This is a genomic window from Enterococcus sp. LJL90 (genome assembly GCF_056924355.1).
On record NZ_JBXPBQ010000003.1, the window covers coordinates 170441 to 194324 of the forward strand.

Consider the following 23884-nt stretch of genomic DNA (forward strand, 5'->3'; position numbering starts at 1 on the left):
TGAAAAGTTCAAAGCAGCAGGTTAATGCCTTCGCTACCAAGCAAGCTATTAGGTTAAAACATGCTATACTTTAATTAGCAAATTTTATTGAAGGTGGGGATTTGAAATGCTTTGGCGAATTTTTCTACTTGTCTTATATGTTGTGGGATTGATTTTTCTGGCTAGAAAAATCAAAAAGGAAACTACTGTTACGAAAACAACGAAGAAGACTGTCTATTTTTTGCTAATCTTTGGCGGGGGCCTACTGTTTTATTTTCTATTTACCTTTTTATTTTTTGGCGGCAATTTTTGAATGTTGTTAGTTCCTATTGAGAAGGCTAGACCATTTAAAGAGCGACTAATGGTTTTAAGCTGGGTTCATCAGCAAATACTTGCTGATAAAATTAAAATTTTGAAGACGATTTATAAAATAGCACAGGTTATAAAACTGTGCTTATTTTGCATTTTAGAAAACGCTAATTTCTTGTCGAGAATCAGGGTCTCTGCTATTATGTATGAGACTTCTATTTGACGAATAATTTGTTATGTAACAGACTGATAATGTGTTATAAAAGAAGTTAAAAAACCATCAGGGGGATATGATTTTGAAAAAATGGCTAACAGGTTTGACAATTGCGGCAGCAACTTTATTTTTGGTGTCCTGCGGCAGTGATTCTTCATCAACAACTTCGAGTACCCAAGCCGATACTAGTTGGAGCGACGTGCAATCAGCTGGGAAAATTGTAGTGGCAACATCAGGAACACTTTACCCTTCTTCTTATTACAATGATGATAACGAATTAGTTGGTTATGATGTTGAGATTGCCCAAGAAGTTGCCAATCGTTTGGATTTGGATATTGAATTTAAAGAATACAACGTCGATGGACAGGTGACCTCTGTGCAAAATGGCGAAAGTAATTTCGCTGCCAATGATTTTGGCTTGAGCACTGAGGATCGAAAAAAATATTTCAGTTTATCTGAGCCTTATAAATACTCTTTTGACAGCATGATTGTCAGACAAAGTGATGATTCAGGGATTGCTTCTTTGGAAGATTTGCAAGGGAAAAAAGCCGCTGGTGAACCAAATACCAGCTATATGCGAATTGCCGAAGCTTATGGTGCAGAATTAGTCACCTATGATAATGCGACTAATGACCAATACCTCACCGATGTAGCCAATGGCCGGACCGACGTTATTTTAAATGATTACTACTTGCAAAAAATGTCAGTAGCAGCACTGCCGGATATTCCTGTCAAAATTTTAGAAGATGTCTATTTTAACGAAAGCGAATCTGGCTTTTTAATGGATAAAGAAGACCAAGCTTTACAGGAGCAAATTAATTCCGCTTTGACCAAGATGAAAGAAGACGGGACTTTAAAAGAAATTTCTGAAAAATACTTTAATGCTGATGTATCAGTTAAGCCTGATGTGGAAATCACGGAAACGGTGTCGGTGGACTAATGTATATTCCCAAGCTTGATTTTGCTTTGATGTGGGAGTCGCTACCTTTTATTTTAAGCGGTTTGTCCTATACAATCGGCTTAGCAGCTGCTTCATTTCTGCTGGGGAATATTTTGGGAATTTTGTTGACAGTCTTAGGTCTGGTGAAAAATAAAGTCATCAATGCCATCGTCAGAGTGTATATCTCTTTTTTGCGGGGCGTGCCGGCTTTAGTGCTGTTGTTTATTTTGTATTTCGGCCTGCCGTACCGACTAAATGCTTTAACGGCTGCGATCATCTGTTTCACTTTAACCAGCAGCGCCTTTATCGGTGAAATATATCGAGGATCGATTGTCGGAATTGACTCTGGTCAATGGGATGCTGCCTATGCGCTGGGCATGCCTTTTAGCAAGGTGATGCGTCTGATTATTTTGCCTCAGGCGGTGCGGATTTCCGTGCCGGCTTTGAGTAATGTCGCCATCGATATTATTAAAGGGACTTCACTGGCGGCGATGATTACGATACCGGATATTTTTCAAAAGGCTAAGATTGTCGGCGGCCGCACCTTTGATTATATGTCGATGTATATTTTAGTCGCCTTAATTTATTGGATGCTGTGTTTGATTATTGAGTTCTTCCAAAAACGCTTGGAACTCTTCTACAGCAAAAGATATGGATAGCTTGTTTAGCCCTCGCTTTTTTGGCGAGGGCTTTTTCTTAGCTAAGAACTAGAAACTTGCTGTCTGCGAAAAAAATAGCGGTCACCGCAAAAATATGAAACCCTTGTTCCTCAGATTATTAGTTACAATTTGTGTCAGCTAACAGGTTGATTTTCTTTGAAATACCTTTCTATCAGCTGAGTCTTTCTTTATAATCAAAGGAAACGATTAGCAGAATTGGGGAGAGCACCATCAAGCAGATAAAACTTTTTAGACGTGTTAATGTAGGTATCAATTTTTTCATGGCAATTGGCGCTTTTTTTGGTAGTCTGGCCGCTTTGATTCCCGGAGCGGCAGAGAGTATGGGACTGACGGCAGAGGCCCTTAAAAATTCGCCCTTTCAAACTTTTTTAATTCCGGGCTTGTTTCTTTTGCTAGTTTTAAGCGGCGGTAATTTGGTGAACGGCCTGCTGTTTTTAAAAAAGCAGGCCAGCGCAGTCTTTTTTGCGGTCTTAATGGGGGGCATTTTAATGCTGTGGATTATCATCCAATGTCTGATGCTCTGGAGCGTTACACCGCTGCATGTAATTTTTTTCTTCGTCGGGGCAATTCAGTTCAGCAGTGCTTTGTACCTACTGCTTACATTAAAATGCAAACTACCCTTCAGCGCCCATCAGAATTAAAGTGTTGCTTCTCTAAAGAAAAATTCTCAGAGGACATCAGTTTGAGGAAACAGTTAGAAATGATCAAGGATTGTATTTTTAGTTTTTCTAAATAAGCTTCTAGATAAAAAAATCTAAAAAATCCTCTAAACCCGGCAAATTAATTTGCTAAAAAAGCTGGTGGGGAGTAGAGTAAACTTAGGTTTGTTTAGAAAAGAAGGTTATCTTATGTCACTGAATCCATTAGAACGTCGCCGGACTAAAAAAGAATTTGTTGAAAATATCAAACTCACCGGCTTAAGCGAAAGTGAAATTGCAGCAGATTTGCAAATTTCAGTCACAACTTTACAAAGTCTCTTGATGTTAAAACCAAAAGCAATCGAAGATGTCTGGATTTTGCGGAATTACTTACTGGAAAAAGTTCGGGCACAGGGAAAAACCCCCGTTCCCTTCACCGCATTAAAGGGGAATCCAGAGGACTATTGGTTTATCGATAGTCAAAAGGTTTTAACCAAGCAGATTAGCTGAACGATAAAAATAAAGCCAGATAACTGGCCTAAAGAGCAACTTCACACAGCGAATAAAGCTGTTGAAGAGTGCTCAGAAGGTCAGCCGTCTGGTTATTTTTTTGCAAAAAACAAGCTGGGATAGGTGTTTAATTAGTTTTAAACATTTAAACGAGTATCAATTTGTTTAGAACTAAATATCAAATGAATATTAGTTTAGTGAGAACTAAGCATTCAAAACTATGCATTTCAAGTAGGTAGTAAGTGTGTCAATTTATAGTTTGCGTAAAAGACTTCCTAAACCACGGGAGAAATAGCACCTCAAAGGAGGAAATCTCCCTATAAATTAATGTTATTCCACTCGTAAAGTTTTCAAAATACTTCTTAATTCAGCAACTGGCACTTGTCCGGGGGCTGAGGCGGTTTTGGCAGCGCCGAATGTCGCATCTGAACCAAGGACTTGACCGGAGACTCGGCTGACCATGCCTAAAGCGCCCATCGACATGGTGATTAGCGGTCGATCAGAAAATTTTCGTTTCATTTCCTCGGTGGCGCTGAGTAAGACCAACACGTCAGCGGCATTTTGCGGCATGACGGCGATTTTACAAATATCGGCGTGTTTATCCTGCATTTTTCGCAAGCGGCTGATAATTTCATCCTTGGCCGGTGTGGCGTGAAAATCGTGATTGCACATCACGATTTTAATACCGTTTGCTTGGGCGGCTGCGACAATTTCTGCCACGGGTTCCGCTGGTAAAAACAATTCCACATCCAACAAATCAATCTGCGCATCATGAATCAATGCACGATAAAGAGCAAAATAATCCTCCGTTGGCAGAGCCATCTCACCACCCTCTGCTTGGGTGCGAAACGTTGCCAGTAGCGGTTTAGCGATAATGTTTTTGATTTCCTTAACTAAGGCAAGAGTCTGAGGAAAATTGCAAACGTCTTGATAAAAATCTAGCCGCCATTCGACTAAATCACAATCTAATTGGGCAACGAGCTGGGCTTCTTCGATAATTTTATCGCGGGTTTGCCCCACCAGCGGGACAATAATTTTCGGCAGGCCTGAGCCAATTTCAATTTTTCCTACTTTAACGGTTTTCACATCAATCAATCCTTTTCCTTCATTTCACTTGCGGCAGGAGTGCCTCAACTTTGTATAGTAGCTAGTACCATTGTAAATATTCTTTTCAAGAGAGGCAAATCAGTTCTAATAATTTTTTTGCTATTCTTCATCAAACAGAACAGCTTTAATATAGTCCACCGGCATTTCTTCGCCGGTGAATAATTTGAAGGCCTCCGCTCCTTGATAGAGCATCATGCCTAAGCCATTAATCGCTTTTTTAGCACCGTGTTCTTTGGCAAATTTTAGTAATTTTGTTTCTCTTGGGGAATAGACAACATCAAAGACCACTAAATCTGGACGAATCATTTCAGGGTCGTTAATCAAGCTAAGATTTTCTAAAGGCTTCATGCCGACGCCAGTTCCATCAATGTAGATAGTACTTTCAGCGATTGATTTTTTGAAAGCTTCTTGGTCAGCAAGGTCCGTTAAGGTTGCCAAACAATCTGTATGCTGATTAATTTTATCGACTGTTTCCTGAGCATTAGCATAAGATGGATCTTTGATATTAAAAATCCGTAGCTCTTTAACACCATCTAAGGCGGCTTGAATTGCAATCGCCGTACCAGCTCCGCCGCCGCCAGTCATCGTGATGATTTGGTCTTTGACGCTGACGCCTTCTTCTTTGAGAGCGCGCATTGCGCCAGTGCCATCGGTGATATGACCGACTAAATGGCCTTTGCCATCTTGATTGACCACAGTGTTGACTGCACCGACTAATTGCGCCGCTGGAGATAATTCATCTAATAAGGGAAGGATGGCTTGTTTGTTGGGCATGGAAACATTTGAGCCACGAATGCCTAGCGCCCGAATCCCTTTCACTGCATCGGCTAATTCTTGATTGCCGACTTCAAAGGCTAAGTAAGCATAATCTAAGCCAAGTTTGGCGAAGGCTTCATTGTGCATTTTTGGTGAAAGGCTGTGGCGAATAGGTGTCGCAATTAAACTGATTAGTAGGGTGTGTCCGGATAATCTTTCTGTCATTGTAGTTGACCTCACAAATTCTATAATTTTTTTCAAACTAATGCTAAATTAAAAGTATTTTGGAAAGTTCGTTTTTTCACATGTTTAAGCTTCTTTCATCATAAAGGAATGCCAGCAGAAATTCCAATTCGTTTTTTTGATAAAACTGATTTATCACAGCTATGGATTGCTTTCTTTTCAACTTCAAAAAAAATTTAAAATTATTTTTTTTGAAATCGTTGACAATTATTTAGTTTAACGTTAAACTTCTTTTTGTAGGAATGAGTTTAACGTTAAACTAAAATAAAAATCTTAGGAGGCTAGCTGATTAAGAAAAATTTTTAGAGGAGAAGATGGATGAAGGTCACAATCAAACAAATCGCTCAAGAAGCCGGCGTCAGTGTTACAACAGTTTCCAATGTTGTGAATAACAAGGCTCATCGAGTTTCTGCTGAAAAGAGAGAAATCATTCAAGCGATTATTAAAAAATATGATTATGTTCCCAATATGAACGCCCGCTCGTTAGTCAACTCCTCTTCAAGACTAATTGGTCTGTTGTATTTTAGTCACGAGGCGGCGGGACCGGTTGATTTTTCCACCCCCTTTGCCTCAGAAGTGTTGGAAGGGGTCGAGCGGAAGGTCAAAGAGCTAGGTTACTTTACCTTGATTCATAATGTCACCAATGTCGATGAAATTTTGACCATTCAAAATAATTGGCTGTTTGAAGGCTTTATCGCCGTTAGTTTTTCTCAGGAAATGTTTGAAAAAGTTCGAGGCAAATTAAAGGAGCCGACGATTTTTGTCGATACTCATTTGGAGCCAAAGTTGTATCAAAGCTTAAAAGATTATCCAGATTGCTTTGTAATCAATACAGATGATTTTGAAATGGGTAAAAAAGCCACCCGCTATTTAATTAGCCAAGGTCATCGCCAGATTGCTTTTTTAAGTCATCACTTTGACGAAGAGCAGCCGGGAGTTATCAAAGAACGCTATCACGGGTTTAAAGCAACAATGGAACAAGAGCAGCTGCCTTTAAGAAAAGAAAACTTTTTTTACGAGGAACAAATGTCCAAGTTATTGGCGCAAATTGACAATTTTACCGGCGTCGTTGTTGACGGCGATGATTTAGCGTTGCAGTTCATCCACTTTTTACGGGTGCATGGCAAGAAGGTGCCGGAGGATTTGTCGATTATCGGTTTTGATGATATTCGTTTTGCAGCATACAGCGACCCGCCGTTGACGACGATTCGTTTAAATCAAATCAATAAAGGTGAACAAGCGATGGAAATGCTTATTAAGGAAATGCAAAAGCCCCAAGAAAAAAGGAAGCAATTGGTTTCTCTGCCAGGAGAATTAGTGATTCGTGAGACTGTCGGCAAACCAAAAAAATAAAAATGAATGTATTATCAGCAGGAGGAAATGAAATGACTTTAAGAATTGGAATTATCGGTTGCGGTGGAATCGCAAATGGCAAACATATGCCCTCATTGGCACAGGTTGCAGAAGTAGAAATGGTAGCCTTTTGCGACATTATTGAAGAGCGGGCAGTTAAAGCGAAGGCTGACTTTGGAACTGAAACGGCTGAAGTCTACACCGATTACAAAAAAATGTTAGCAGAAGCAAAATTAGATGTTGTCCATGTCTGCACCCCAAACAGCAGTCATGCGCCATTAACGATTGCAGCATTAGAAGCTGACAATCATGTAATGTGTGAAAAACCGATGGCCAAAACCAGCGCCGAAGCCAAAGAAATGATTGCGGCTGCCAAACGGACCGGCAAAAAATTAACGATTGGCTATCAAAATCGTTTCCGGACAGATTCTCAATACTTACACGAAGTATGTTCAGATGGTGAATTAGGCGATATTTATTTCGGCAAAGCCCATGCGATTCGCCGGCGGGCAGTCCCAACTTGGGGTGTTTTCCTAGATGAAGAAGCGCAAGGGGGCGGACCATTAATTGATATCGGCACCCACGCTTTAGATTTAACTTTGTGGATGATGAACAATTACAAACCAAAATTTGTGGTCGGTAAAGCCTACCATCAATTATCACAAACTAAAAATGCTGCCAATGCTTGGGGACCTTGGGACCCAGAAAAATTCACGGTAGAAGATTCAGCATTTGGGTTTATCACGATGGAAAATGGCGCAACAATCTTCTTAGAATCCAGCTGGGCTTTAAACAGCCTGGATGTCAAAGAAGCTAAAACAACTTTAGCCGGAACTAAAGGCGGCGCTGATATGAATGATGGCCTGAGTATTAATGGTGAAGATCACGGTCTTTTATTTGAAAAGAAAATTGAGTTGGAAACAGGCGGCGTTGATTTTTACGATGGTGCTGGCGATGATCCTGCCTTAAAAGAAGCAGAATCTTGGGTAGCAGCCATTTTAAATGATACCGAACCTGTTGTGAAGCCAGAGGAAGCGCTAGTAGTAACAGAAATTCTGGAAGCTATTTATCAATCTTCCGCAAAAGGCGAGCCCGTCTTTTTATAAACAATGGCTACTAACTTACTTTGAAAAAATTAAGCAAGCTGGCGGATACAGCGAGAATGATTTTATCGACGTGGGCCGTTGACGACAGCGGCTTACGATTTTCAAAATTAATAAACTGTGTAAGGTTAAAAAATGAAAATAGTTTAACAAATACTAGGAGGAATTTTTAGATGAAATTAGGCGTATTTACCCCATTATTTAACAACTTGAGCTTTGATGAAATGATTGATGTAGTGTCTAAAAAAGGCTTGGAAGCAGTCGAAATCGGAACTGGCGGTTCCCCTGGCAATGCCCATTTAGATATTGATAAATTACTGGCATCTAGTGATGAAAGAAAAGATTATTTGGCAAAATTAGCGGACAAAGGCTTGAGCATTTCTGCATTGAGTGCCCATCATAATCCAATCTCACCAAATGCAGCGGTTGCAAAAGAAGCTGATGAATTATTACAAAAAACCATTAAATTAGCTAGCCTGATGAACGTTGAAGTTGTCAACGGCTTCTCTGGAGTTGCCGGCGGAAATGCTACCGATACACAAGTGAACTGGCCCGTTTTACCGTGGCCAACTGAATATACAGACAGTTATGAATATCAATGGGACCAAAAACTGATTCCTTATTGGAAAAATATCAACGGCATTGCTGAAAGTGCCGGTGTGAAAATCGGGATTGAATTACACGGTGGATTTTTAGCCCACACACCTTATACAATGTTGCGCCTGCGGGATGCAGCTGGCAAGGCCATCGGTTGTAATCTTGACCCAAGTCATTTATGGTGGCAAGGAATTGATCCAGTTGCGGCGGTTAAAATTTTAGGCGCTGACAATGCCATTCATCATTTCCATGCAAAGGATACGTATTTAGATCAAGACAATATCAATATGCATGGTTTAACAGATATGCAGCCTTACAGCAATGTTAAAACGCGGGCTTGGACTTTCCGTTCTGTTGGTTGTGGTCATGACTTGAAAGTTTGGTCAGATATTATTTCAGCGTTGCGGATTTACGGCTACGATTATGTCTTAAGTATCGAACACGAAGATCCAATTATGTCGATTGATGAAGGTTTAAATCGGGCAATCACCAACTTAAGAAGTGTAATGATTAAAGATATGCCGGCTGATATGTGGTGGGCATAAGCATTAAGTAAAAAAATCGTTCGAGGCTGTGCTGGAAGTCTTATTCTCAAAAAGACAGCCTCGACGTTAGTTGCAAAATTATTTTTAGGAGGCAGCTTATGAACTTAGCAGTAATCGGCTATGGAGGCATGGGAAGCTATCATGTAAAAACTTTGATTCCTGAACAAAATCCCGGCGTCCAAGTTGTCGGTATTTATGATATTGATCCAATCCGTCAAAAAGAAGCGGAAAAAAATGGTCTGCAGGTGTTTCCTGATTTAGAAACGCTGTGGGCAGATCAAAAGGTCGAGGCAGTCTTGATTGCCACGCCTAATGACAGCCATAAGGAATTGGCAATTGCCAGTTTGAAAGCAGGCAAGCAGGTTATTTGTGAAAAACCTGTGGCGATGAATGTGGCCGAGCTGGATGAAATTTTAGCAGTAGCTGAAGAAACCGGTAATACGTTTATGGTCCATCAAAATCGCCGTTGGGATCCAGATTTTTTAATTATTCGGGACTTGTATCGTCAAAAACAAATTGGCGATTTATTTCAAATCGAATCGCGGGTGCAGGGTGCTAACGGAATTCCCGGCGACTGGCGCCATTTGAAACAGCACGGTGGCGGTATGATCTTAGACTGGGGCGTGCATTTGTTTGACCAAATGCTTTTTCTAGTCGACAGTCCAATTAAAGATATCGCCGTTGATTTGAGTTTTATTTTAGGGGATGAAGTCGATGATGGCTTTATCGTTTATCTGACTTTTGAAGATGGTCTGCGGAGTTTAATTGAAGTGGGAACCACGAATTATACTAAACTGCCCCGTTGGTACGTGAAGGGCATTAAAGGCACCGCCAAAATTGATGACTGGGATTTATCTGGAGAAATTATTGCCAGTGCTGAGAATGCCTACGCCGCAGCACCTGCGCCGATTCAAGCCGGCGTTGGTCTAACTAAAACGATGGCGCCACCTTCAGAGGATGCGGTGGAAGTTTTAAGTTTCCCTGAAGCTAAAGCAGAATACCAAACTTTTTATGAAAATTTTGCTGCAGTCGTCGCTGGCCAAGCGGAACCAATTGTCAAAAATGCTGAGGTTCGCCGCGTGATGCTCCTAATTGAAAAGATTTTTGAATTGGCGGCGGAAAAGGCAACCAGTTTAAATTTATAAAAAAAGAATGTCGAGAAGCAGTCGTCTGCTGAAATGTGTGGGGAGACGGAGCTGCTTCTCGCTATTTTTTTTGTCTAAAATTAGCTGCGGGAAATTTCCCAGCGCCTGACACTTTGGTTCATTCAATGGCGCTGGTTCCCAGGATTAACCAGAAGACTTGTAAGCGGATACTGGGATTGGTATAACTAATGTACCAGCAAAAATAAAAATTGTTTTTGCACAGAGAAGAGGAGGAAGTTCACTTATGATGGAAAAGATCCAACGGTTTGGTGGGGCCATGTTTACGCCGGTTTTACTATTTTCTTTTTCCGGGATTATGTTGGCGGTAGCAATTATTTTTAAAAATCCGTTAATTATCGGCAGCATCGCCAATGAAGGCACCACTTGGTACAGTATTTGGACCATTATTGAAAATGGTGCTTGGACCGTATTTAATCAAATGGAATTATTATTTGTCATCGGCTTGCCGATTGGTCTAGCTAAAAAGGCGAATGCCCGCGCTGCGCTAGAGGCTTTTGTCGTTTATCTGACGGCTCAATATTTTATCGGCAGCATGTTAGAATTTTTCGGCGACTTTTTCGGAGTCAACTACAATCAAGAGGTTGGCGGCGAAAGCGGTTTGAAATTAATCGCCGGTATCAAAACCTTAGACACTAGTATTGTCGGCGCAATTTTAATTTCAGCGATTGTTGTTTTTCTTCACAATCGTTACTTCGATACAAAATTGCCAGATTTCTTGGGGGTTTTCCAAGGCTCATCCTTTGTTGTAATTTTAGGATTTTTCGTGATGTTACCTGTCGCTTTTCTATTCTGTCTGATTTGGCCGAAAGTTCAAATGGGCATCGGTTCGATGCAAGGATTTCTAGCAAGTGCCGGCGTCTTCGGCGTTTGGCTCTACACCTTCTTGGAACGAATATTGATTCCGACCGGGCTGCATCATTTCATTTACACGCCGTTTGTTTTTGGACCAGCAGTTGTTGAAGGCGGAATTGTTAATTATTGGATGTCCCATTTAAATGAGTTCTCGCAAACGACTACACCGCTAAAACAATTGTTCCCAGAAGGCGGCTTTGCTTTACACGGAAACTCAAAAATCTTCGCTTCACCGGGGATTGCGGCAGCCTTTTACTTTACCGCAAAACCTGAAAACAAGAAAAAAGTCTTGGCCGTTTTAATTCCAGCAACTTTGACAGCTGTCTTAGCAGGGATTACCGAACCACTAGAGTTTACCTTCTTATTTGTTTCACCTGCATTGTTTGCGGTCCACGCTTTCTTAGCCGCTTCAATGTCTGCAACGATGTTTGCTTTTGGGGTTGTTGGCGATATGGGTAGCGGCTTAATCGATATGATTGCCAAAAACTGGTTACCGCTCTTTGCCAATCACAGCGGCATGATTTTCACACAAATTGCCATCGGTCTAGGATTTACCTTAATTTACTTCGTTGTTTTCCGCTTCTTAATTTTGAAATTTAACTTTGCGACACCAGGGCGGGAACCAGATGCAGCAGAAATTAAACTGCATACTAAAAAAGATTACAAAGCTAAACAAGCTGGCGAACCAGCCGGTGCCAGTGCAATCGCAGGTGGCAACCAATATACTGAACAAGCAGCTATTTATCTAGAAGCTTTCGGCGGTTCTGACAATATTGATAAGGTCAACAACTGTGCGACTCGTTTAAGGATTACCGTTAAAGATGAAAATCTGGTGGGAGCCGACGAGGAATTTCGTTCAGGCGGAGCCCACGGGGTTGTCCGCAAAGGCAATGCCTTCCAAGTTATTGTGGGCTTAGATGTTCCACAAGTCAGAGAACAATTTGAACAATTATTACAAGTTAACGACTAAAAAAGGAAAAGTGAGAGGAAGAAGAACAAAATGAAGAAATTTTCAATCGTTATCGCTGGTGGCGGCAGTACATTTACACCGGGGATTGTCTTGATGCTTTTAGACAATCTGGAGCGTTTTCCAATTCGCCAAATTAAATTCTATGACAACTTAGAGGAACGGCAGCAGCAAATTGCCGATGCCTGCGAAATTATTATTCGAGAACGGGCACCAGAAATTAACTTTGTTGCCACGACTGATCCTCAGACTGCCTTTGAAGATGTCGATTTTGTGATGGCTCATATTCGCGTTGGTTTGTATGCGATGCGGGAACAAGATGAAAAAATTCCATTGAAATACGGCGTTGTCGGCCAAGAAACCTGTGGACCTGGCGGAATTGCCTACGGGATGCGTTCAATCGGCGGCGTTTTAGAATTAGTCGATTACATGGAAAAATATTCACCGGATGCTTGGATGTTAAATTATTCCAACCCAGCAGCAATTGTGGCTGAGGCGACCCGTAAATTACGACCAAATTCAAAAATTATCAATATCTGTGACATGCCAGTAGGGATTGAAGAACGGATGGCGAAATCCGTTGGCCTGAATTCCCGTAAAGAAATGGTTGTCCGTTATTACGGCTTGAATCATTTTGGCTGGTGGACAGATATTCGTGACCTTGAAGGCAATGACTTAATGCCGAAAATTAAAGAACACGTTAACAAGTACGGCTATTCGTTACAGGATGAGATTGAAGAATCGCAACATACCGATGCTAGCTGGATGCATACGTTTGCCAAAGCTAAAGATGTCTATGCGGTTGATCCAGCGACGTTGCCAAATACTTATTTGAAATATTATTTATACCCACAGGACGAAGTAGCTCATGCCAATCCCGAATATACTCGGGCCAATGAAGTGATGGCGGGAAGAGAAAAGCATGTTTTCGGTGAATGTAATCGCATTGCTGAAGCTGGCACAGCAGCTGGCATGACTTTAGAAGTTGATGAACATGCTAGTTACATTGTCGATTTAGCTAGAGCAATTGCGTATAACACCCATGAAAGAATGTTATTGATTGTGCCAAATGAAGGAGCAATCGTTAACTTTGATGAAACGGCTATGGTGGAGGTGCCGTGTATCGTCGGCGCTAATGGTCCTGAGCCATTAACTCAAGGGAAAATTCCACAATTCCAAAAAGGATTGATGGAACAACAAGTTTCTGTAGAAAAATTAGTGGTGCAGGCTTGGGAAGAAGGCTCTTACCAAAAACTATGGCAAGCCTTGACTCTTTCCAGAATTGTACCAAACGCGCGGATTGCCAGAGAAATTTTAGATGACTTATTAGAAGCCAATCAAGAATTTTGGCCAACACTAAAATAAAGAGCTAATCCTTAAACAAATTAAATTGAATTACGCTAAAGGAGGCTGGGGATTTATAGGCCGCTAAGTCCCCTAAATTTAGCCTTAAAAGCTCCAGCCTGACTTTTAGCAATTTCAATTTGCCCTGATGGCTGAGGAAACTTCTTGATTTTTCAGCAACATAAAAAAGTTTCCATTCATATTTTTTCTTATTTCTTCTATAATAAATAAAAGAGGATGAAGAAAAGAGGCCGATTATGAATTTGGAAACGATTGCACGACAGCATCAAAAGGATTTAGGTGAGTTGGACCAAGAAATTTTGGCATATATCATTGACAATCAGGCGCTAGTCACTAAGATGAGCATTATTGAGTTAGGCGAGGCTGTCCATACGTCAAAATCAACAATTTTACGTTTGACAAAAAAGATTGGCTTTACCGGATTTTCTGAGTTTAAGTATTTTATTAAGCAAAATCAACAGGAGGATACCACCGCTGCTAAGGTGGATATTTTTGACGCCCAGCAGCAGGACATTCAACGGACGATTGCTTATTTAGACAATGTTGATTTCAGTCGCATCTTACAGGAGATGCATCGTTCAGAAACGATTTACTGCTATGGCACTGGCTATTCTCAGCGGAAAATTGTCGATGAATTTTCCAAGATGATGATGGCGGTTGAAAAGCGGGTGATTTGTCTGCCCAATAGCACGGAATTTGATATGGCGATGCCAATGATTAAAAAAGCCGATATGGTGATTTTTGTTTCATTAAGCGGTGAAACGGAAGAAGTCAAAGAAAACTTGATTTCTCTGAAGATGCGGGGCATCACCACGATGGCCTTCACAGCTTTTGGTGACAATTTCTTTAGTAAAAATGCTGATTATGCTCTGTTTTATTACATAACGCCGATTGCAGTCGGCAAAAAATCCTATGTCACCAGCTTGGTGAGTCTCAGCTGCGGCATGGATTATCTTTTTAGAAAGTTTGGTGAATTTCTCTATGATCTTAACGAAAGCGATGAACTGGCTGACACCGAATAGAATTAAAAATTTTGTAATTGGTTATTGGCTGCTGCTGCCGGTGTTGTTTTACAGTTTTGTGCTGCTGTTTGCTTTTAATAGTCAAAGCAGTTTTACGACGCTGATTGCCGAAGTACCTTCCTTGACGCTGACTTTTCTTTTGACGTGTCTGATGTTACTACTGGCTTTTCTAATGTATACTTTATCCAAGGATCAAAATAATCAGCAGTTGTTAAAGCGTTTTGTGATTTTTGCTTTGGTTCAGCAGGTGGCAACGGCTAATTTAATTGGCGCTGCTCTGGTCTTCGCATATTTCAAATCAGTGAAGCACCAACCGATTGCAGCAGGTGTTGCCACAACGAAAACACAATTTGAAAGCTATTTGCTGATGGGCCTAATTGGTTTATTGTCCATTTTAGTTGTCGCTTTGACCTTAATCACGAATTTCTAGGAGGAAAAATATGTTTGGTTTTAAGAAGAAAAAGAAAAAAGAAGTTTTTGTGCCGGTCGACGGCGAATTAATTTTATTAGAAAAAGTCGCTGACCCCGTTTTTGCCCAAGGAATGATGGGAGCCGGCTATGCTGTGGAACCGGCCAATGGGGAAGTTTATTCACCGGTTGTCGGCAAAATTGCTTCTATATTCCCGACAAAACATGCGGTTGGTTTAGTGATGGAGGATGGCACCGAAGTTTTAGTCCATCTGGGAATCGATACGGTGGAATTAGATGGCGCCGGCTTTACCAGTTATGTCAACGCAGGCGACAAGGTGGATCAAGACACCAAATTAATCTCAATGGACCTAGCAACCTTAAAGAGCAATGACAAGCCAGCGACAGTGATGGTTCTCTTCCCCGGTAAAATGGGCGAGACCTTTACCATCAACGAAGGCCCAGTCAAAAAAGGTGAAGTAGTTTTGGAATTGGAATAATAAAAAAGCGAGGCTGAAAAAATCAGCCTCTTTTTTTGTGCATTTAAGGTGCTGTAATGCAGCATCAAAGCAACTTTTATAAGAGACTAAGTGGTTTCAAACTTTGGATTGATGCTCTAGGTTTAAACAAATCCGACAAACATACCAAAAAAGAGAATTCTCCACAGATACAAAAAAAGTCCCATCATAAAGATATAAGCGATAATCGTCAGTATTTTTAGCTCCTGTTTGCTTAATAATTTTTTCAACCTGAAGAAGCTCCCCAACACAAATGGCACATAAAAGACGAAAGAAAAGATATTTGTGATTGTATCCACGAAGAGATAATTGCTTTCATTTAAATTATGAAAAAAGTTTAGATTGTAATAGATGATAAATCCCATAAAGGCGAAAGAAAAAAGGTAGTTAGTAAACTTAGTTACTTTATTTATCTTATTGAGGAAAACTATGCAGATGATATAAATGACTAGAAATAAACTGCTGACAATAAGCGAATTTTGTGCAAAAGCCATAATCAGACCTCCCGTAAGTTGTTAATAATTTAACAGCTATAAAGATAATTAAATTATACAATAAAAAAATATCTTCTTGAATATTTTTTGTGAAAGAGAACTTTCATTTTTAGTCCAATTAGATACGGTATAAAGGTCCAGTTTCCTAATTTTTAAATGGTGTTTTTTAAAACTTTACCAGTCCTGAGCCCCATAGTTTTGTGTATTTCTATCTCCCCGATAAATAAAAATTCAAAATAACCTTCACTCAAAAATCCCCATATAAAGATAGCATAAAGAAATGTCTAAACTTTAACACTATCTTTATACCCCTTTAGGTAAGCTAAACATGTAAAGGAGACGTGACGTTTATGAATCTGGTTTTGGGGCTTTTAAGTCTGTTAATCATGGTTTACTTATTTTGGTATTTATTTAAGGGGGATCAACAATGATCGGCAATTTATTGCAGGGAAGTGTGTTCTTCCTCGTATTAATTGGATTGGCAATACCATTAGGTTGGTATATAAAAGAAATTTTACAAGGGAACATTCCTAAATATATGCGGTTTTTACAACCGGTTGAGAGATTATTTTATCGAATTATCGGGCCGGCTAGTCGTCAAACGATGAAAGCTAAACAATATTTGGTTTCAATATTGACGGTCTCATTATTTTCACTACTGGTTTTATTGCTAATTTTAATGACGCAAGGCTGGCTGCCCCTCAATGGCAATGGCGCAGAAAATCTAAGCTTTCCGCTAGCTATTAACATTGCCGTCAGCTTTATTACCAATACAAACTGGCAGGCTTATGCCGGTGAAGAAATGCTTTCAAATTTCTCGCAAATTTTTGGTTTAACCGTGCAAAATTTTTTATCTGCGGCTATTGGGATTGCCGTCTTATCCGTTTTAATCCGCGGCTTAATTCAGCGGCAGCAAAAATTTATCGGCAATTTTTGGCAGGATATTGTGCGCAGTTTAGTTTATCTACTGCTGCCACTGGCGACAATTGTGGCGATTTTATTGATGTCCCAAGGGGTTGTCCAGACCTTCAGTAGCGGTTTTAATTATGAAGGCTTAAATGGTGAAAGTTTATGGTTGGCATTAGGAACAGTCGCCAGCCAAGTAGCCATCAAACAATTAGGCACAAATGGCGGTGGCTTCTATGGTGCCAATTCGGCCTATCCCTTTGAAAATCCGAATCTGCTGACAAATTTTATTGAAAATATCAGCATTCTTTTAATTCCAATGGCGCTGATTTTTGCCTTTGGTTTTTGGGTTAAAGAATGGCAGCAGGGACGAACCATTTTCATTGTTTCTTTAAGCTTTATCTTGTTGGCGGTGGTTGGCGTTTTAATCAGTGAAACTTATGGGCCACAATTTGCAGATGTTTTAGGCCAAGCAAATTTAGAAGGCAAAGAAATGCGTTTTGGTGTCGGCTGGTCCAGCATTTGGGCGGTCAGCACAACCGCAGCTGCCAACGGTTCAGTCAATGCCATGATGGATAGTTTTACTCCATTTGGCGGCTTGATTCCAATGTTTTTAATGCAGCTGGGAGAAATTATTTTCGGTGGTGCCGGCAGCGGCCTATACGGAATGCTCGCCTTTATTTTATTGGCAGTTTTCGTGGCGGGGCTATTAGTGGGCCGCACGCCAGAATACCTAGGCAAGAAAATTGAAGTTTTTGATATGAAGATGGCCAGTCTGGTAATTTTAACACCACTGTTGCTGACACTCTTTGGCGGCATGCTCTTAGTCTTACATCCAGATATTTTTTCTTGGTTGAAAAATTCAGGGCCCCATGCCTTTACTGAAGTACTATATAACGCAACTTCCTTGGCAAATAACAACGGGAGTGCCTTTAGCGGCATGACGGCGGACACGACTTTTTTAAATCTTCTAGGCAGCATTATGATGCTATTGTCCCGTTTTATTCCAATGGCGGCGATTCTTTTTCTAGGACAAAACTTGAGCCAGAAAAAAATTGCAGCCGTCAGCGAAGGGACCTTATCGACCACAAACGCAACCTTTGTCGTTATGCTAATGATTGTGATTGTCGTCATCGGGGCTTTAAGCTTTTTACCGGCAATGGCCTTAGGACCGATTGCTGAATTTTTTACAAACTAGTTGAATAAAGAAAAACATTGTAACTACTTATGAAATAAAGGGGGAAAATCAAATGAACAAATTATACCAAGCGGCGCTACTGGATGCTGTTAAAAAATTAGATCCCCGCTTGCAAATAAAAAATCCGGTGATGTTTATCGTCTATATCGGCGCAATTGTCACCAGTATTTTATGTTTTACCAAGCAAAGTGTGCCCCTCTGGTTTATGGTGACGGTCGCCTTTTTCCTATGGCTGACCCTCCTGTTTGCCAATTTTGCTGAAGCGATTGCCGAAGGACGCGGAAAAGCACAGGCCTCTAGTTTAAAAGAGGCCAAAAAAGCCGTGCCAGCTTTCAAAATCCAACAGCCAAATGATTGGCAGCAGGAAAAATTTAGCGAAGTGATTTCTTCTGATTTAAAAAAAGGCGACTTGATTTATGTCAAAGCCGGCCAGCAAATTCCTGCTGATGGGGAGGTTATTGAAGGGGCCGCTTCAGTGGACGAAAGTGCCGTGACCGGAGAATCGGCACCGGTCATTCGGGAATCCGGTGGTGACCGCAGTGCGGTGACTGGTGGGACTAGTTTAGTGTCAGATTTTCTGGTAATAAAAGTGACCGCTGAAAATGGACATTCCTTTTTAGATAAAATGATTTCGATGGTAGAAGGCACGCAACGGAAAAAAACGCCGAATGAAATTGGGCTGCAAATCTTTTTAGTGACGCTGACGATTATTTTCTTAGCGGTCGCTGTCACGCTGGTGCCCTTCACTGATTTTTCCAGCCAGTTAGCCGGCAATGGCGAAGCCTTATCAACCGTCATTGTGATTGCGTTGTTAATTTGTTTAGCCCCGACAACTATTGGTGCTTTGGTTTCTAGCATCGGGATTGCTGGGATGAGTCGGCTGACCAAAGAAAATGTGATTGCCATGAGCGGTCGTGCGATTGAAGCGGCTGGCGATGTCGATATTTTATTATTAGATAAAACAGGAACAATTACTTTAGGTAATCGGCGAGCCAGTGAGTTTTTACCAGTTGCTGGCGTCTGCGAACGGGAATTAGCCGATGCAGCGCAGCTTTCTTCTTTATCCGATGAAACGGCGGAAGGTCGTAGTATTGTCGTTTTAGCCAAAGAAAAATTCGACATCCGTGAACGAGAATTTACCGACAAAGAAGTTGAATTTATTGATTTCAGTGCGAAAACCCGCATGAGTGGTATTAATTATCAAGGCACGCAGGTTAGAAAAGGTGCCGCTGATACGATGAAAAAATACGTCGAGTCAGCAGGCAAAACCTATCCGGCTGATTGCGATGAACTCGTCGATAAGGTTGCTAGAGCTGGTGGAACACCATTGGTTGTTGTCAAAGACTTACAAGTCTTAGGCGTGATTTACTTAAAAGATATCGTTAAAAACGGCGTCAAAGAAAAATTTTTTGATATGCGAAAAATGGGTATTAAAACCATTATGATTACTGGCGATAATCCTTTGACAGCGGCGGCGATTGCCGCAGAAGCGGGAGTCGATGACTTTTTAGCCGAAGCGACGCCGGAAAATAAAATGACTCTGATTAGAAATTATCAAGAAGAAGGACACTTAGTGGCGATGACTGGCGATGGTACCAATGATGCGCCGGCTTTGGCCCAAGCCGATGTGGCTCTGGCGATGAATACCGGAACCCAAGCCGCCAAAGAAGCCGGCAACATGATTGACTTAGATTCTAGTCCGACTAAATTATTGCAGGTGGTACGAATTGGTAAACAATTGCTGATGACCCGTGGCGCCTTGACAACCTTTAGTATCGCCAATGATATTGCCAAATATTTTGCGGTGATTCCCGTCTTGTTTTACAGTATTTATCCGCAGTTGAATGCTTTAAACGTGATGCATTTAGCTAGTCCTTTAACGGCGATTTTAGCCGCCTTGATTTATAATGCGCTGATTATTGTCGCTTTAATTCCCTTGGCTTTAAAAGGCGTGCGCTATAAGGAAAAACCTGCCAGCCAAATTTTACGGGACAATTTATTGCTCTATGGTTTAGGCGGCATGTTGGCACCCTTTGTCGCCATCAAGTTGATTGATATGCTGTTGGCGCTGATTATTTTATAACAGAGAAACTTAGGAGGTTTAAAAATGAAACAAACAGTCTTAGCCAGTCTGCGATTTTTAGTTTTAGCGATTGTCGTGTTTGGTGGTTTATATACCTTGGTCATCACCGGCGTCGGCCAAACATTTTTCTCAGAAAAAGCGGACGGCAGTTTGATTGTTCAAGAGGGCAAAGTTGTCGGCTCAAAATTAATCGGCCAAGATATGCAGACGGCCGATTATTTTCAAGGTAGACCAACTGAGGTCAGCAATCTAGCGGCATTTTCTGCTGAGCAGGCCAGCCTAGTAGCCAAACGAAAAGAAAAATTACTAGCTGAAAATCCGACTGAAACCCAAGTACCGTTAGATTTAGTCACCGCTTCAGCCAGCGGTGTCGATCCGGATATCAGTCTCGCCGCTGCGGAATTTCAAGTAGCCCGAATTGCCAATCAACGGAATCTTTCAGAAGAGGCAATCAATGCTATAATAAAAGCACAAATACAACGGGATTTTCTCAGCAATCGAGCTTATGTTAATGTTTTAGCATTAAACTTGGCCTTAGATAAATTGAGTCAAGAGTAATTGGAGGAATTATGGTGGCAGAAAACCGACCAAGCGCTTCAGAATTACTAAAAAAAATTCAACGGGAGACTTCGCAGCGGGGACGCTTGCGGGTCTTCTTTGGCTTTGCTGCCGGTGTCGGCAAGACCTATGCCATGTTGCAGGAAGCTCAAGAGCTGCAGCAATTGGGACGGGATGTTTTAGTCGGCTATGTCGAGCCTCATGATCGGCCGGAAACCAATAAATTACTGCAGGGCTTACCTCAATTAGCAGCAAAGGATGTCACTTATCGCGGCATCACCTTAAAAGAGTTTGATATCGATCAGGCCTTAGCCATTAAACCAGAAATTATTTTGGTGGATGAATTGGCCCACACCAATGCCCCTGGCTCCCGCAATAAAAAAAGATACCAAGACGTCGAAGAATTATTACAGGCGGGCATTAATGTGTTAACGACGATGAACGTTCAGCATTTAGAAAGCCTGAATGATTTAGTCGATGACATCACCGGCGTAGAAGTGCAAGAGACTGTGCCGGATACCGTTTTAAAACAGGCCTCGATTAAAGTTGTGGACATTGAACCGGAGGAATTGATTGAGCGATTAGCCGAAGGGAAAATTTATGCGGCCGGCAATGCCCGCAAGGCTTTGGAAAACTTTTTTTCCCTTGATAAATTGGATCAATTGCGGGGCTTAGCAATTCAGCGGGCCTCTGATTATATCAATCAGGCGGCTATCACCAATAAAGTCCAAACCAAGCTACTGACAATTGTCGAAGACCGTTTTCCCAAAATGGGCGAAAAATGTATTCGCTGGACGGCTCGTTTAGTGCAGGGCTTTGGTGTCGATTGGACCGTTGTCTTGGTGCATTCGCAAAATGAACCAGAAACAAAGGATGCGAGTTTTTTATTAGACCTCGGAGAAAAACTGGGGGCTGAAACCGTCACGCTGGAGGAAGACAGTAGCTATGAGACGATTGCTAAATATGCGGAGTTAATTCAGGCCACCGATATTGTGATGGGCAAGCGGCTCAATCAAAAATGGTACGAACGACTTTTTGTCAGCGACCCGGAGGATATTTTGCTGGAACAGCTGACGGATATTGAAATCCATTTAGTGCCTTATCAAGAGAAGGAACAAAAAACAAAGTGGTGGCAGGAGCTGATTCCCACAGGCGGCTGGGGAAATTTGATGGTTACTTTGCTGATGGTCATCAGTGCCACGATTATCACTGAAATTTTACAGTGGTTTCATTTTGGTGACCAAAATCAGATGATGATTTATTTGGTCTTTGTTTTAATCACCGCTCGTTTAACAAACGGCTATCTTTGGAGCGGCCTAGCCTCCATTTTAAGCGTGCTGATTTATACGTATTTATTTGTTGAGCCCCGTTACTCACTGGTGATTAATCGGGCGAGCTACTTGATTACCCTTTTGATTATGCTGATTGTCGCTTTAATGGTCAGCAACTTAGTGGTTCGTTTAAAAATGAAGGCCAGCAGTGCGATGGAACGGGAGCACCAATTGGAGATTTTATACGAGCTGAACAAACGCTACGTTGTGGCAACGGATAATCAAGAGATTTATGATACAGCGACGAGTTTTTTAGCCCGCCTTTTAAAGCGGGAAATTGTTTTATACAGTCCGGAAACTGAAATTATCAGCCACAGTCCCGAAACGGCTCAGACATTGCAAACTAAAGAAGAAATGGGAGTCGCCTTTTGGACCGGTAAAAATCAGCGGGAGGCAGGCTTTGGCACGGACACTTTAGGTGGAGCCAAAGGTTATTATTTGCCGGTGGCCGCCGAGGGACAAACCCTAGCCGTTTTAGGAATTTTACGAAACCAGCAGCATAATTTAGAAAATAATCAATTGAATTACTTGCGATTGGTCACGACTCAATTAGCCATCGTGTTAGAACAATCCCGCCTGAAAAATACCCAACAGGAAATGCGGGTGGAAAATGAACGGGAAAAAGTCCGCAGCAATCTTTTGCGGGCAGTCTCCCATGATTTACGGACACCGCTGACCTCAATTTCAGGTTTAGCAGAAACCTTGATTGAAGACGAGGAGCAACCCAATTTACCTAAAGCAACGAAAGTTAAATTATTGCAAGACGTCAAAGATGAATCTCAGTGGCTAGTGCGAATGGTGGAAAATTTATTGTCGGTCACCAGAATTAATATGGATACGATGGAGGTCACGAAAACGCCAGAACTTGTCGAAGAAATCGCCGAGGCCGTTTTAGCCCGCAGCCGCAAAGCTTATCCTGAAAAGCAATTACTGATTGATTTGCCCACGGAGATGCTCTTTGTGGCCGCTGACCCAATTTTATTGGAACAAGCACTATTCAATTTAATTGAAAATGGCTTCCGCCATGGCAATCAGGGAGCACCTGTCAAAATGAAGATCAGCTATCAAGAGCCCTTTGTGACATTTCAAATTAGTAGTCAAGGTCAGATGACTCAGCAGCAATATCAAAAAATTCTCCATAATTTATCCAGTGACGATGAGATTCCCGTCGATTCGAAAAATGGTCTTGGAATTGGGCTGAGTATCGTCAAAACAATTATCAAGGCCCATGACGGTCAACTGCAAGTGTTACAGGATGGAAAAGAGACAATTTTCGAAGTCAAAATTTTAGGAGAGGAGAGTTCCTATGAAGCCTAATATTTTATTAATTGAAGATGATTTAGTGATTACCGATTTTATGCAGGTAGTCTTAGAAAAGGAAGGTTATCAACTGGCAACGACCGCTGATGGCATGAGCGGCCTGAATTATTTTCAAGGCCATGAGGTGGATTTAATTTTGCTGGATTTAGGTCTGCCCGATATTGACGGCAGCGAATTATTGAAAATAATTCGCAAGCAAAGCCAAGTGCCGGTGATTATTATTTCTGCTCGGGATAACGAACAGGGCAAGGTCGATGCGCTGGATTTAGGGGCGGATGATTACGTTACAAAACCCTTTGGCACCAGAGAACTATTGGCACGAATTCGTACGGCTTTGCGGCATAAAAATTTTCAAGCGCAGGCTGAGCCAATTATTACCAATGGCGCCTTGCGATTAGATATCCCCCGCCATCAATTATTTAAGGGGGAGACAGAAATTCATTTAACTAAAAATGAATATCGAATTGTTAAAGTGCTCTTTGAAAATCTTGGAAAAGTAGTGACCTATAAAACTTTGATGACCGCCGTGTGGGGCCCTTATACTGGCGACCAGCAAGTGCTGCGGGTCAACCTCTCCAATATCCGCAAAAAAATTGAAAGCAATCCACTGGAACCTGAATACCTATTTACTGAAATTGGTGTCGGTTACCGCTTGAAGGATTGGCGCTAGTTAAAAAATCCGTCTTAGTACGGATTTTTTTCTGTTTATTTTTTGATAAACT

The 23884-nt window shown here is 41.4% G+C and carries 21 protein-coding genes; 18 read left to right on the forward strand and 3 right to left on the reverse strand.

What is annotated here, in order from left to right; all coding sequences use genetic code 11:
- Positions 1-584 precede the first annotated feature (584 nt).
- From AC1Z3S_RS09050 to AC1Z3S_RS09065, 4 genes are all read left to right on the forward strand, one after another.
- Positions 585-1442: a transporter substrate-binding domain-containing protein gene (locus tag AC1Z3S_RS09050; protein WP_461740102.1), complete on the forward strand. Its 858-nt coding sequence runs from the start codon at positions 585-587 to the stop codon at positions 1440-1442.
- The gene (locus AC1Z3S_RS09055) at positions 1442-2101 is read left to right on the forward strand and encodes an amino acid ABC transporter permease (RefSeq protein WP_461736195.1); all 660 of its coding nucleotides are present in this window, start codon (positions 1442-1444) and stop codon (positions 2099-2101) included. The genes AC1Z3S_RS09050 and AC1Z3S_RS09055 overlap by 1 nt, the downstream gene beginning before the upstream one ends.
- A 281-nt stretch (positions 2102-2382) precedes the next feature.
- Complete coding sequence (locus tag AC1Z3S_RS09060; RefSeq protein WP_461740103.1) at positions 2383-2763, forward strand: hypothetical protein; 381 nt, start codon at positions 2383-2385, stop codon at positions 2761-2763.
- 207 nt (positions 2764-2970) lie between these two features.
- Complete coding sequence (locus tag AC1Z3S_RS09065; RefSeq protein ID WP_461740104.1) at positions 2971-3270, forward strand: DUF2316 family protein; 300 nt, start codon at positions 2971-2973, stop codon at positions 3268-3270.
- A 330-nt stretch (positions 3271-3600) separates the two neighbouring features.
- On the opposite strand, the gene aroD is transcribed toward AC1Z3S_RS09065, so the two are convergent.
- Together aroD and AC1Z3S_RS09075 are read right to left on the reverse strand one after the other, a co-directional pair.
- Positions 3601-4356 carry a type I 3-dehydroquinate dehydratase gene (gene aroD, locus AC1Z3S_RS09070; protein ID WP_461740283.1) on the reverse strand — a complete coding sequence of 252 codons (756 nt, stop codon included), beginning with the start codon at positions 4354-4356 and terminating at the stop codon, positions 3601-3603.
- A gap of 120 nt (positions 4357-4476) precedes the next feature.
- Positions 4477-5358: a shikimate dehydrogenase gene (locus AC1Z3S_RS09075; RefSeq protein WP_461740105.1), complete on the reverse strand. Its 882-nt coding sequence runs from the start codon at positions 5356-5358 to the stop codon at positions 4477-4479.
- 336 nt (positions 5359-5694) lie between these two features.
- Between AC1Z3S_RS09075 and AC1Z3S_RS09080 the strand changes: the two genes are divergently transcribed.
- The 9 genes from AC1Z3S_RS09080 (at position 5695) to AC1Z3S_RS09120 (ending at position 15254) form a co-directional block, all read left to right on the forward strand.
- A complete protein-coding gene (locus AC1Z3S_RS09080; protein ID WP_461740106.1) occupies positions 5695-6729 on the forward strand; it encodes a LacI family DNA-binding transcriptional regulator in 1035 nt (344 codons plus the stop codon).
- Between the two features lie 32 nt (positions 6730-6761).
- Positions 6762-7835, forward strand: coding sequence for a Gfo/Idh/MocA family protein (locus AC1Z3S_RS09085; RefSeq protein ID WP_461740107.1), 1074 nt, complete (start codon positions 6762-6764; stop codon positions 7833-7835).
- Positions 7836-8005: 170 nt separating this feature from the next.
- Positions 8006-8974 carry a sugar phosphate isomerase/epimerase family protein gene (locus AC1Z3S_RS09090; RefSeq protein WP_461736202.1) on the forward strand — a complete coding sequence of 323 codons (969 nt, stop codon included), beginning with the start codon at positions 8006-8008 and terminating at the stop codon, positions 8972-8974.
- Positions 8975-9072: 98 nt separating this feature from the next.
- Entirely contained in the window at positions 9073-10119 is a 1047-nt protein-coding gene (locus tag AC1Z3S_RS09095) for a Gfo/Idh/MocA family protein (protein WP_461740108.1), read from the forward strand.
- Positions 10120-10363: 244 nt separating this feature from the next.
- Positions 10364-11962 (forward strand): alpha-glucoside-specific PTS transporter subunit IIBC, encoded by a 1599-nt coding sequence (locus AC1Z3S_RS09100; RefSeq protein ID WP_461740109.1) that lies wholly within the window; start codon positions 10364-10366, stop codon positions 11960-11962.
- A 30-nt stretch (positions 11963-11992) separates the two neighbouring features.
- Positions 11993-13324, forward strand: coding sequence for a 6-phospho-alpha-glucosidase (locus AC1Z3S_RS09105; RefSeq protein ID WP_461740110.1), 1332 nt, complete (start codon positions 11993-11995; stop codon positions 13322-13324).
- 236 nt (positions 13325-13560) lie between these two features.
- Complete coding sequence (locus tag AC1Z3S_RS09110; RefSeq protein ID WP_461740111.1) at positions 13561-14346, forward strand: MurR/RpiR family transcriptional regulator; 786 nt, start codon at positions 13561-13563, stop codon at positions 14344-14346.
- Positions 14306-14776, forward strand: coding sequence for a hypothetical protein (locus tag AC1Z3S_RS09115; protein WP_461740112.1), 471 nt, complete (start codon positions 14306-14308; stop codon positions 14774-14776). The genes AC1Z3S_RS09110 and AC1Z3S_RS09115 overlap by 41 nt, the downstream gene beginning before the upstream one ends.
- A gap of 10 nt (positions 14777-14786) precedes the next feature.
- Positions 14787-15254: a PTS sugar transporter subunit IIA gene (locus AC1Z3S_RS09120; RefSeq protein ID WP_461740113.1), complete on the forward strand. Its 468-nt coding sequence runs from the start codon at positions 14787-14789 to the stop codon at positions 15252-15254.
- A gap of 122 nt (positions 15255-15376) precedes the next feature.
- Here the strand turns inward: AC1Z3S_RS09120 and AC1Z3S_RS09125 are convergent, their stop codons facing one another.
- The gene (locus tag AC1Z3S_RS09125) at positions 15377-15502 is read right to left on the reverse strand and encodes a hypothetical protein (protein WP_461740114.1); all 126 of its coding nucleotides are present in this window, start codon (positions 15500-15502) and stop codon (positions 15377-15379) included.
- Positions 15503-16193: 691 nt separating this feature from the next.
- On the opposite strand from AC1Z3S_RS09125, the gene kdpA reads away from it, so the two are divergent.
- The 5 genes from kdpA to AC1Z3S_RS09150 are packed head-to-tail and all read left to right on the forward strand — an operon-like array spanning position 16194 to position 23832.
- Positions 16194-17870 carry a potassium-transporting ATPase subunit KdpA gene (gene kdpA, locus AC1Z3S_RS09130; protein WP_461740115.1) on the forward strand — a complete coding sequence of 559 codons (1677 nt, stop codon included), beginning with the start codon at positions 16194-16196 and terminating at the stop codon, positions 17868-17870.
- Between the two features lie 52 nt (positions 17871-17922).
- Complete coding sequence (gene kdpB, locus AC1Z3S_RS09135) at positions 17923-19953, forward strand: potassium-transporting ATPase subunit KdpB (protein ID WP_461740116.1); 2031 nt, start codon at positions 17923-17925, stop codon at positions 19951-19953.
- A 24-nt stretch (positions 19954-19977) separates the two neighbouring features.
- Positions 19978-20511, forward strand: a complete 534-nt coding sequence (locus AC1Z3S_RS09140; protein ID WP_461740117.1) for a potassium-transporting ATPase subunit C — start codon at positions 19978-19980, stop codon at positions 20509-20511.
- Between the two features lie 14 nt (positions 20512-20525).
- Positions 20526-23159, forward strand: coding sequence for a DUF4118 domain-containing protein (locus AC1Z3S_RS09145; RefSeq protein WP_461740118.1), 2634 nt, complete (start codon positions 20526-20528; stop codon positions 23157-23159).
- Positions 23149-23832 carry a response regulator transcription factor gene (locus AC1Z3S_RS09150; protein ID WP_461736213.1) on the forward strand — a complete coding sequence of 228 codons (684 nt, stop codon included), beginning with the start codon at positions 23149-23151 and terminating at the stop codon, positions 23830-23832. Before AC1Z3S_RS09145 ends, AC1Z3S_RS09150 begins: the two co-directional genes overlap by 11 nt.
- The last annotated feature ends 52 nt before the right edge of the window (positions 23833-23884 follow it).

What these genes read in the sequence shown, in the direction of transcription:
- AC1Z3S_RS09105 (WP_461740110.1), top strand. Translation starts at nt 11,993, where the DNA reads ATGAAGAAATTTTCAATCGTTATCGCTGGTGGCGGCAGTACATTTACA.
- AC1Z3S_RS09100 (WP_461740109.1), top strand. Translation starts at nt 10,364, where the DNA reads ATGATGGAAAAGATCCAACGGTTTGGTGGGGCCATGTTTACGCCGGTT.
- AC1Z3S_RS09095 (WP_461740108.1), top strand. Translation starts at nt 9,073, where the DNA reads ATGAACTTAGCAGTAATCGGCTATGGAGGCATGGGAAGCTATCATGTA.
- AC1Z3S_RS09060 (WP_461740103.1), top strand. Translation starts at nt 2,383, where the DNA reads ATGGCAATTGGCGCTTTTTTTGGTAGTCTGGCCGCTTTGATTCCCGGA.
- kdpA (WP_461740115.1), top strand. Translation starts at nt 16,194, where the DNA reads ATGATCGGCAATTTATTGCAGGGAAGTGTGTTCTTCCTCGTATTAATT.
- AC1Z3S_RS09075 (WP_461740105.1), bottom strand. Translation starts at nt 5,358, where the DNA reads ATGACAGAAAGATTATCCGGACACACCCTACTAATCAGTTTAATTGCG.
- AC1Z3S_RS09085 (WP_461740107.1), top strand. Translation starts at nt 6,762, where the DNA reads ATGACTTTAAGAATTGGAATTATCGGTTGCGGTGGAATCGCAAATGGC.
- AC1Z3S_RS09150 (WP_461736213.1), top strand. Translation starts at nt 23,149, where the DNA reads ATGAAGCCTAATATTTTATTAATTGAAGATGATTTAGTGATTACCGAT.
- kdpB (WP_461740116.1), top strand. Translation starts at nt 17,923, where the DNA reads ATGAACAAATTATACCAAGCGGCGCTACTGGATGCTGTTAAAAAATTA.
- AC1Z3S_RS09055 (WP_461736195.1), top strand. Translation starts at nt 1,442, where the DNA reads ATGTATATTCCCAAGCTTGATTTTGCTTTGATGTGGGAGTCGCTACCT.
- AC1Z3S_RS09065 (WP_461740104.1), top strand. Translation starts at nt 2,971, where the DNA reads ATGTCACTGAATCCATTAGAACGTCGCCGGACTAAAAAAGAATTTGTT.
- AC1Z3S_RS09090 (WP_461736202.1), top strand. Translation starts at nt 8,006, where the DNA reads ATGAAATTAGGCGTATTTACCCCATTATTTAACAACTTGAGCTTTGAT.
- AC1Z3S_RS09120 (WP_461740113.1), top strand. Translation starts at nt 14,787, where the DNA reads ATGTTTGGTTTTAAGAAGAAAAAGAAAAAAGAAGTTTTTGTGCCGGTC.
- AC1Z3S_RS09115 (WP_461740112.1), top strand. Translation starts at nt 14,306, where the DNA reads ATGATCTTAACGAAAGCGATGAACTGGCTGACACCGAATAGAATTAAA.
- AC1Z3S_RS09110 (WP_461740111.1), top strand. Translation starts at nt 13,561, where the DNA reads ATGAATTTGGAAACGATTGCACGACAGCATCAAAAGGATTTAGGTGAG.
- AC1Z3S_RS09080 (WP_461740106.1), top strand. Translation starts at nt 5,695, where the DNA reads ATGAAGGTCACAATCAAACAAATCGCTCAAGAAGCCGGCGTCAGTGTT.
- AC1Z3S_RS09140 (WP_461740117.1), top strand. Translation starts at nt 19,978, where the DNA reads ATGAAACAAACAGTCTTAGCCAGTCTGCGATTTTTAGTTTTAGCGATT.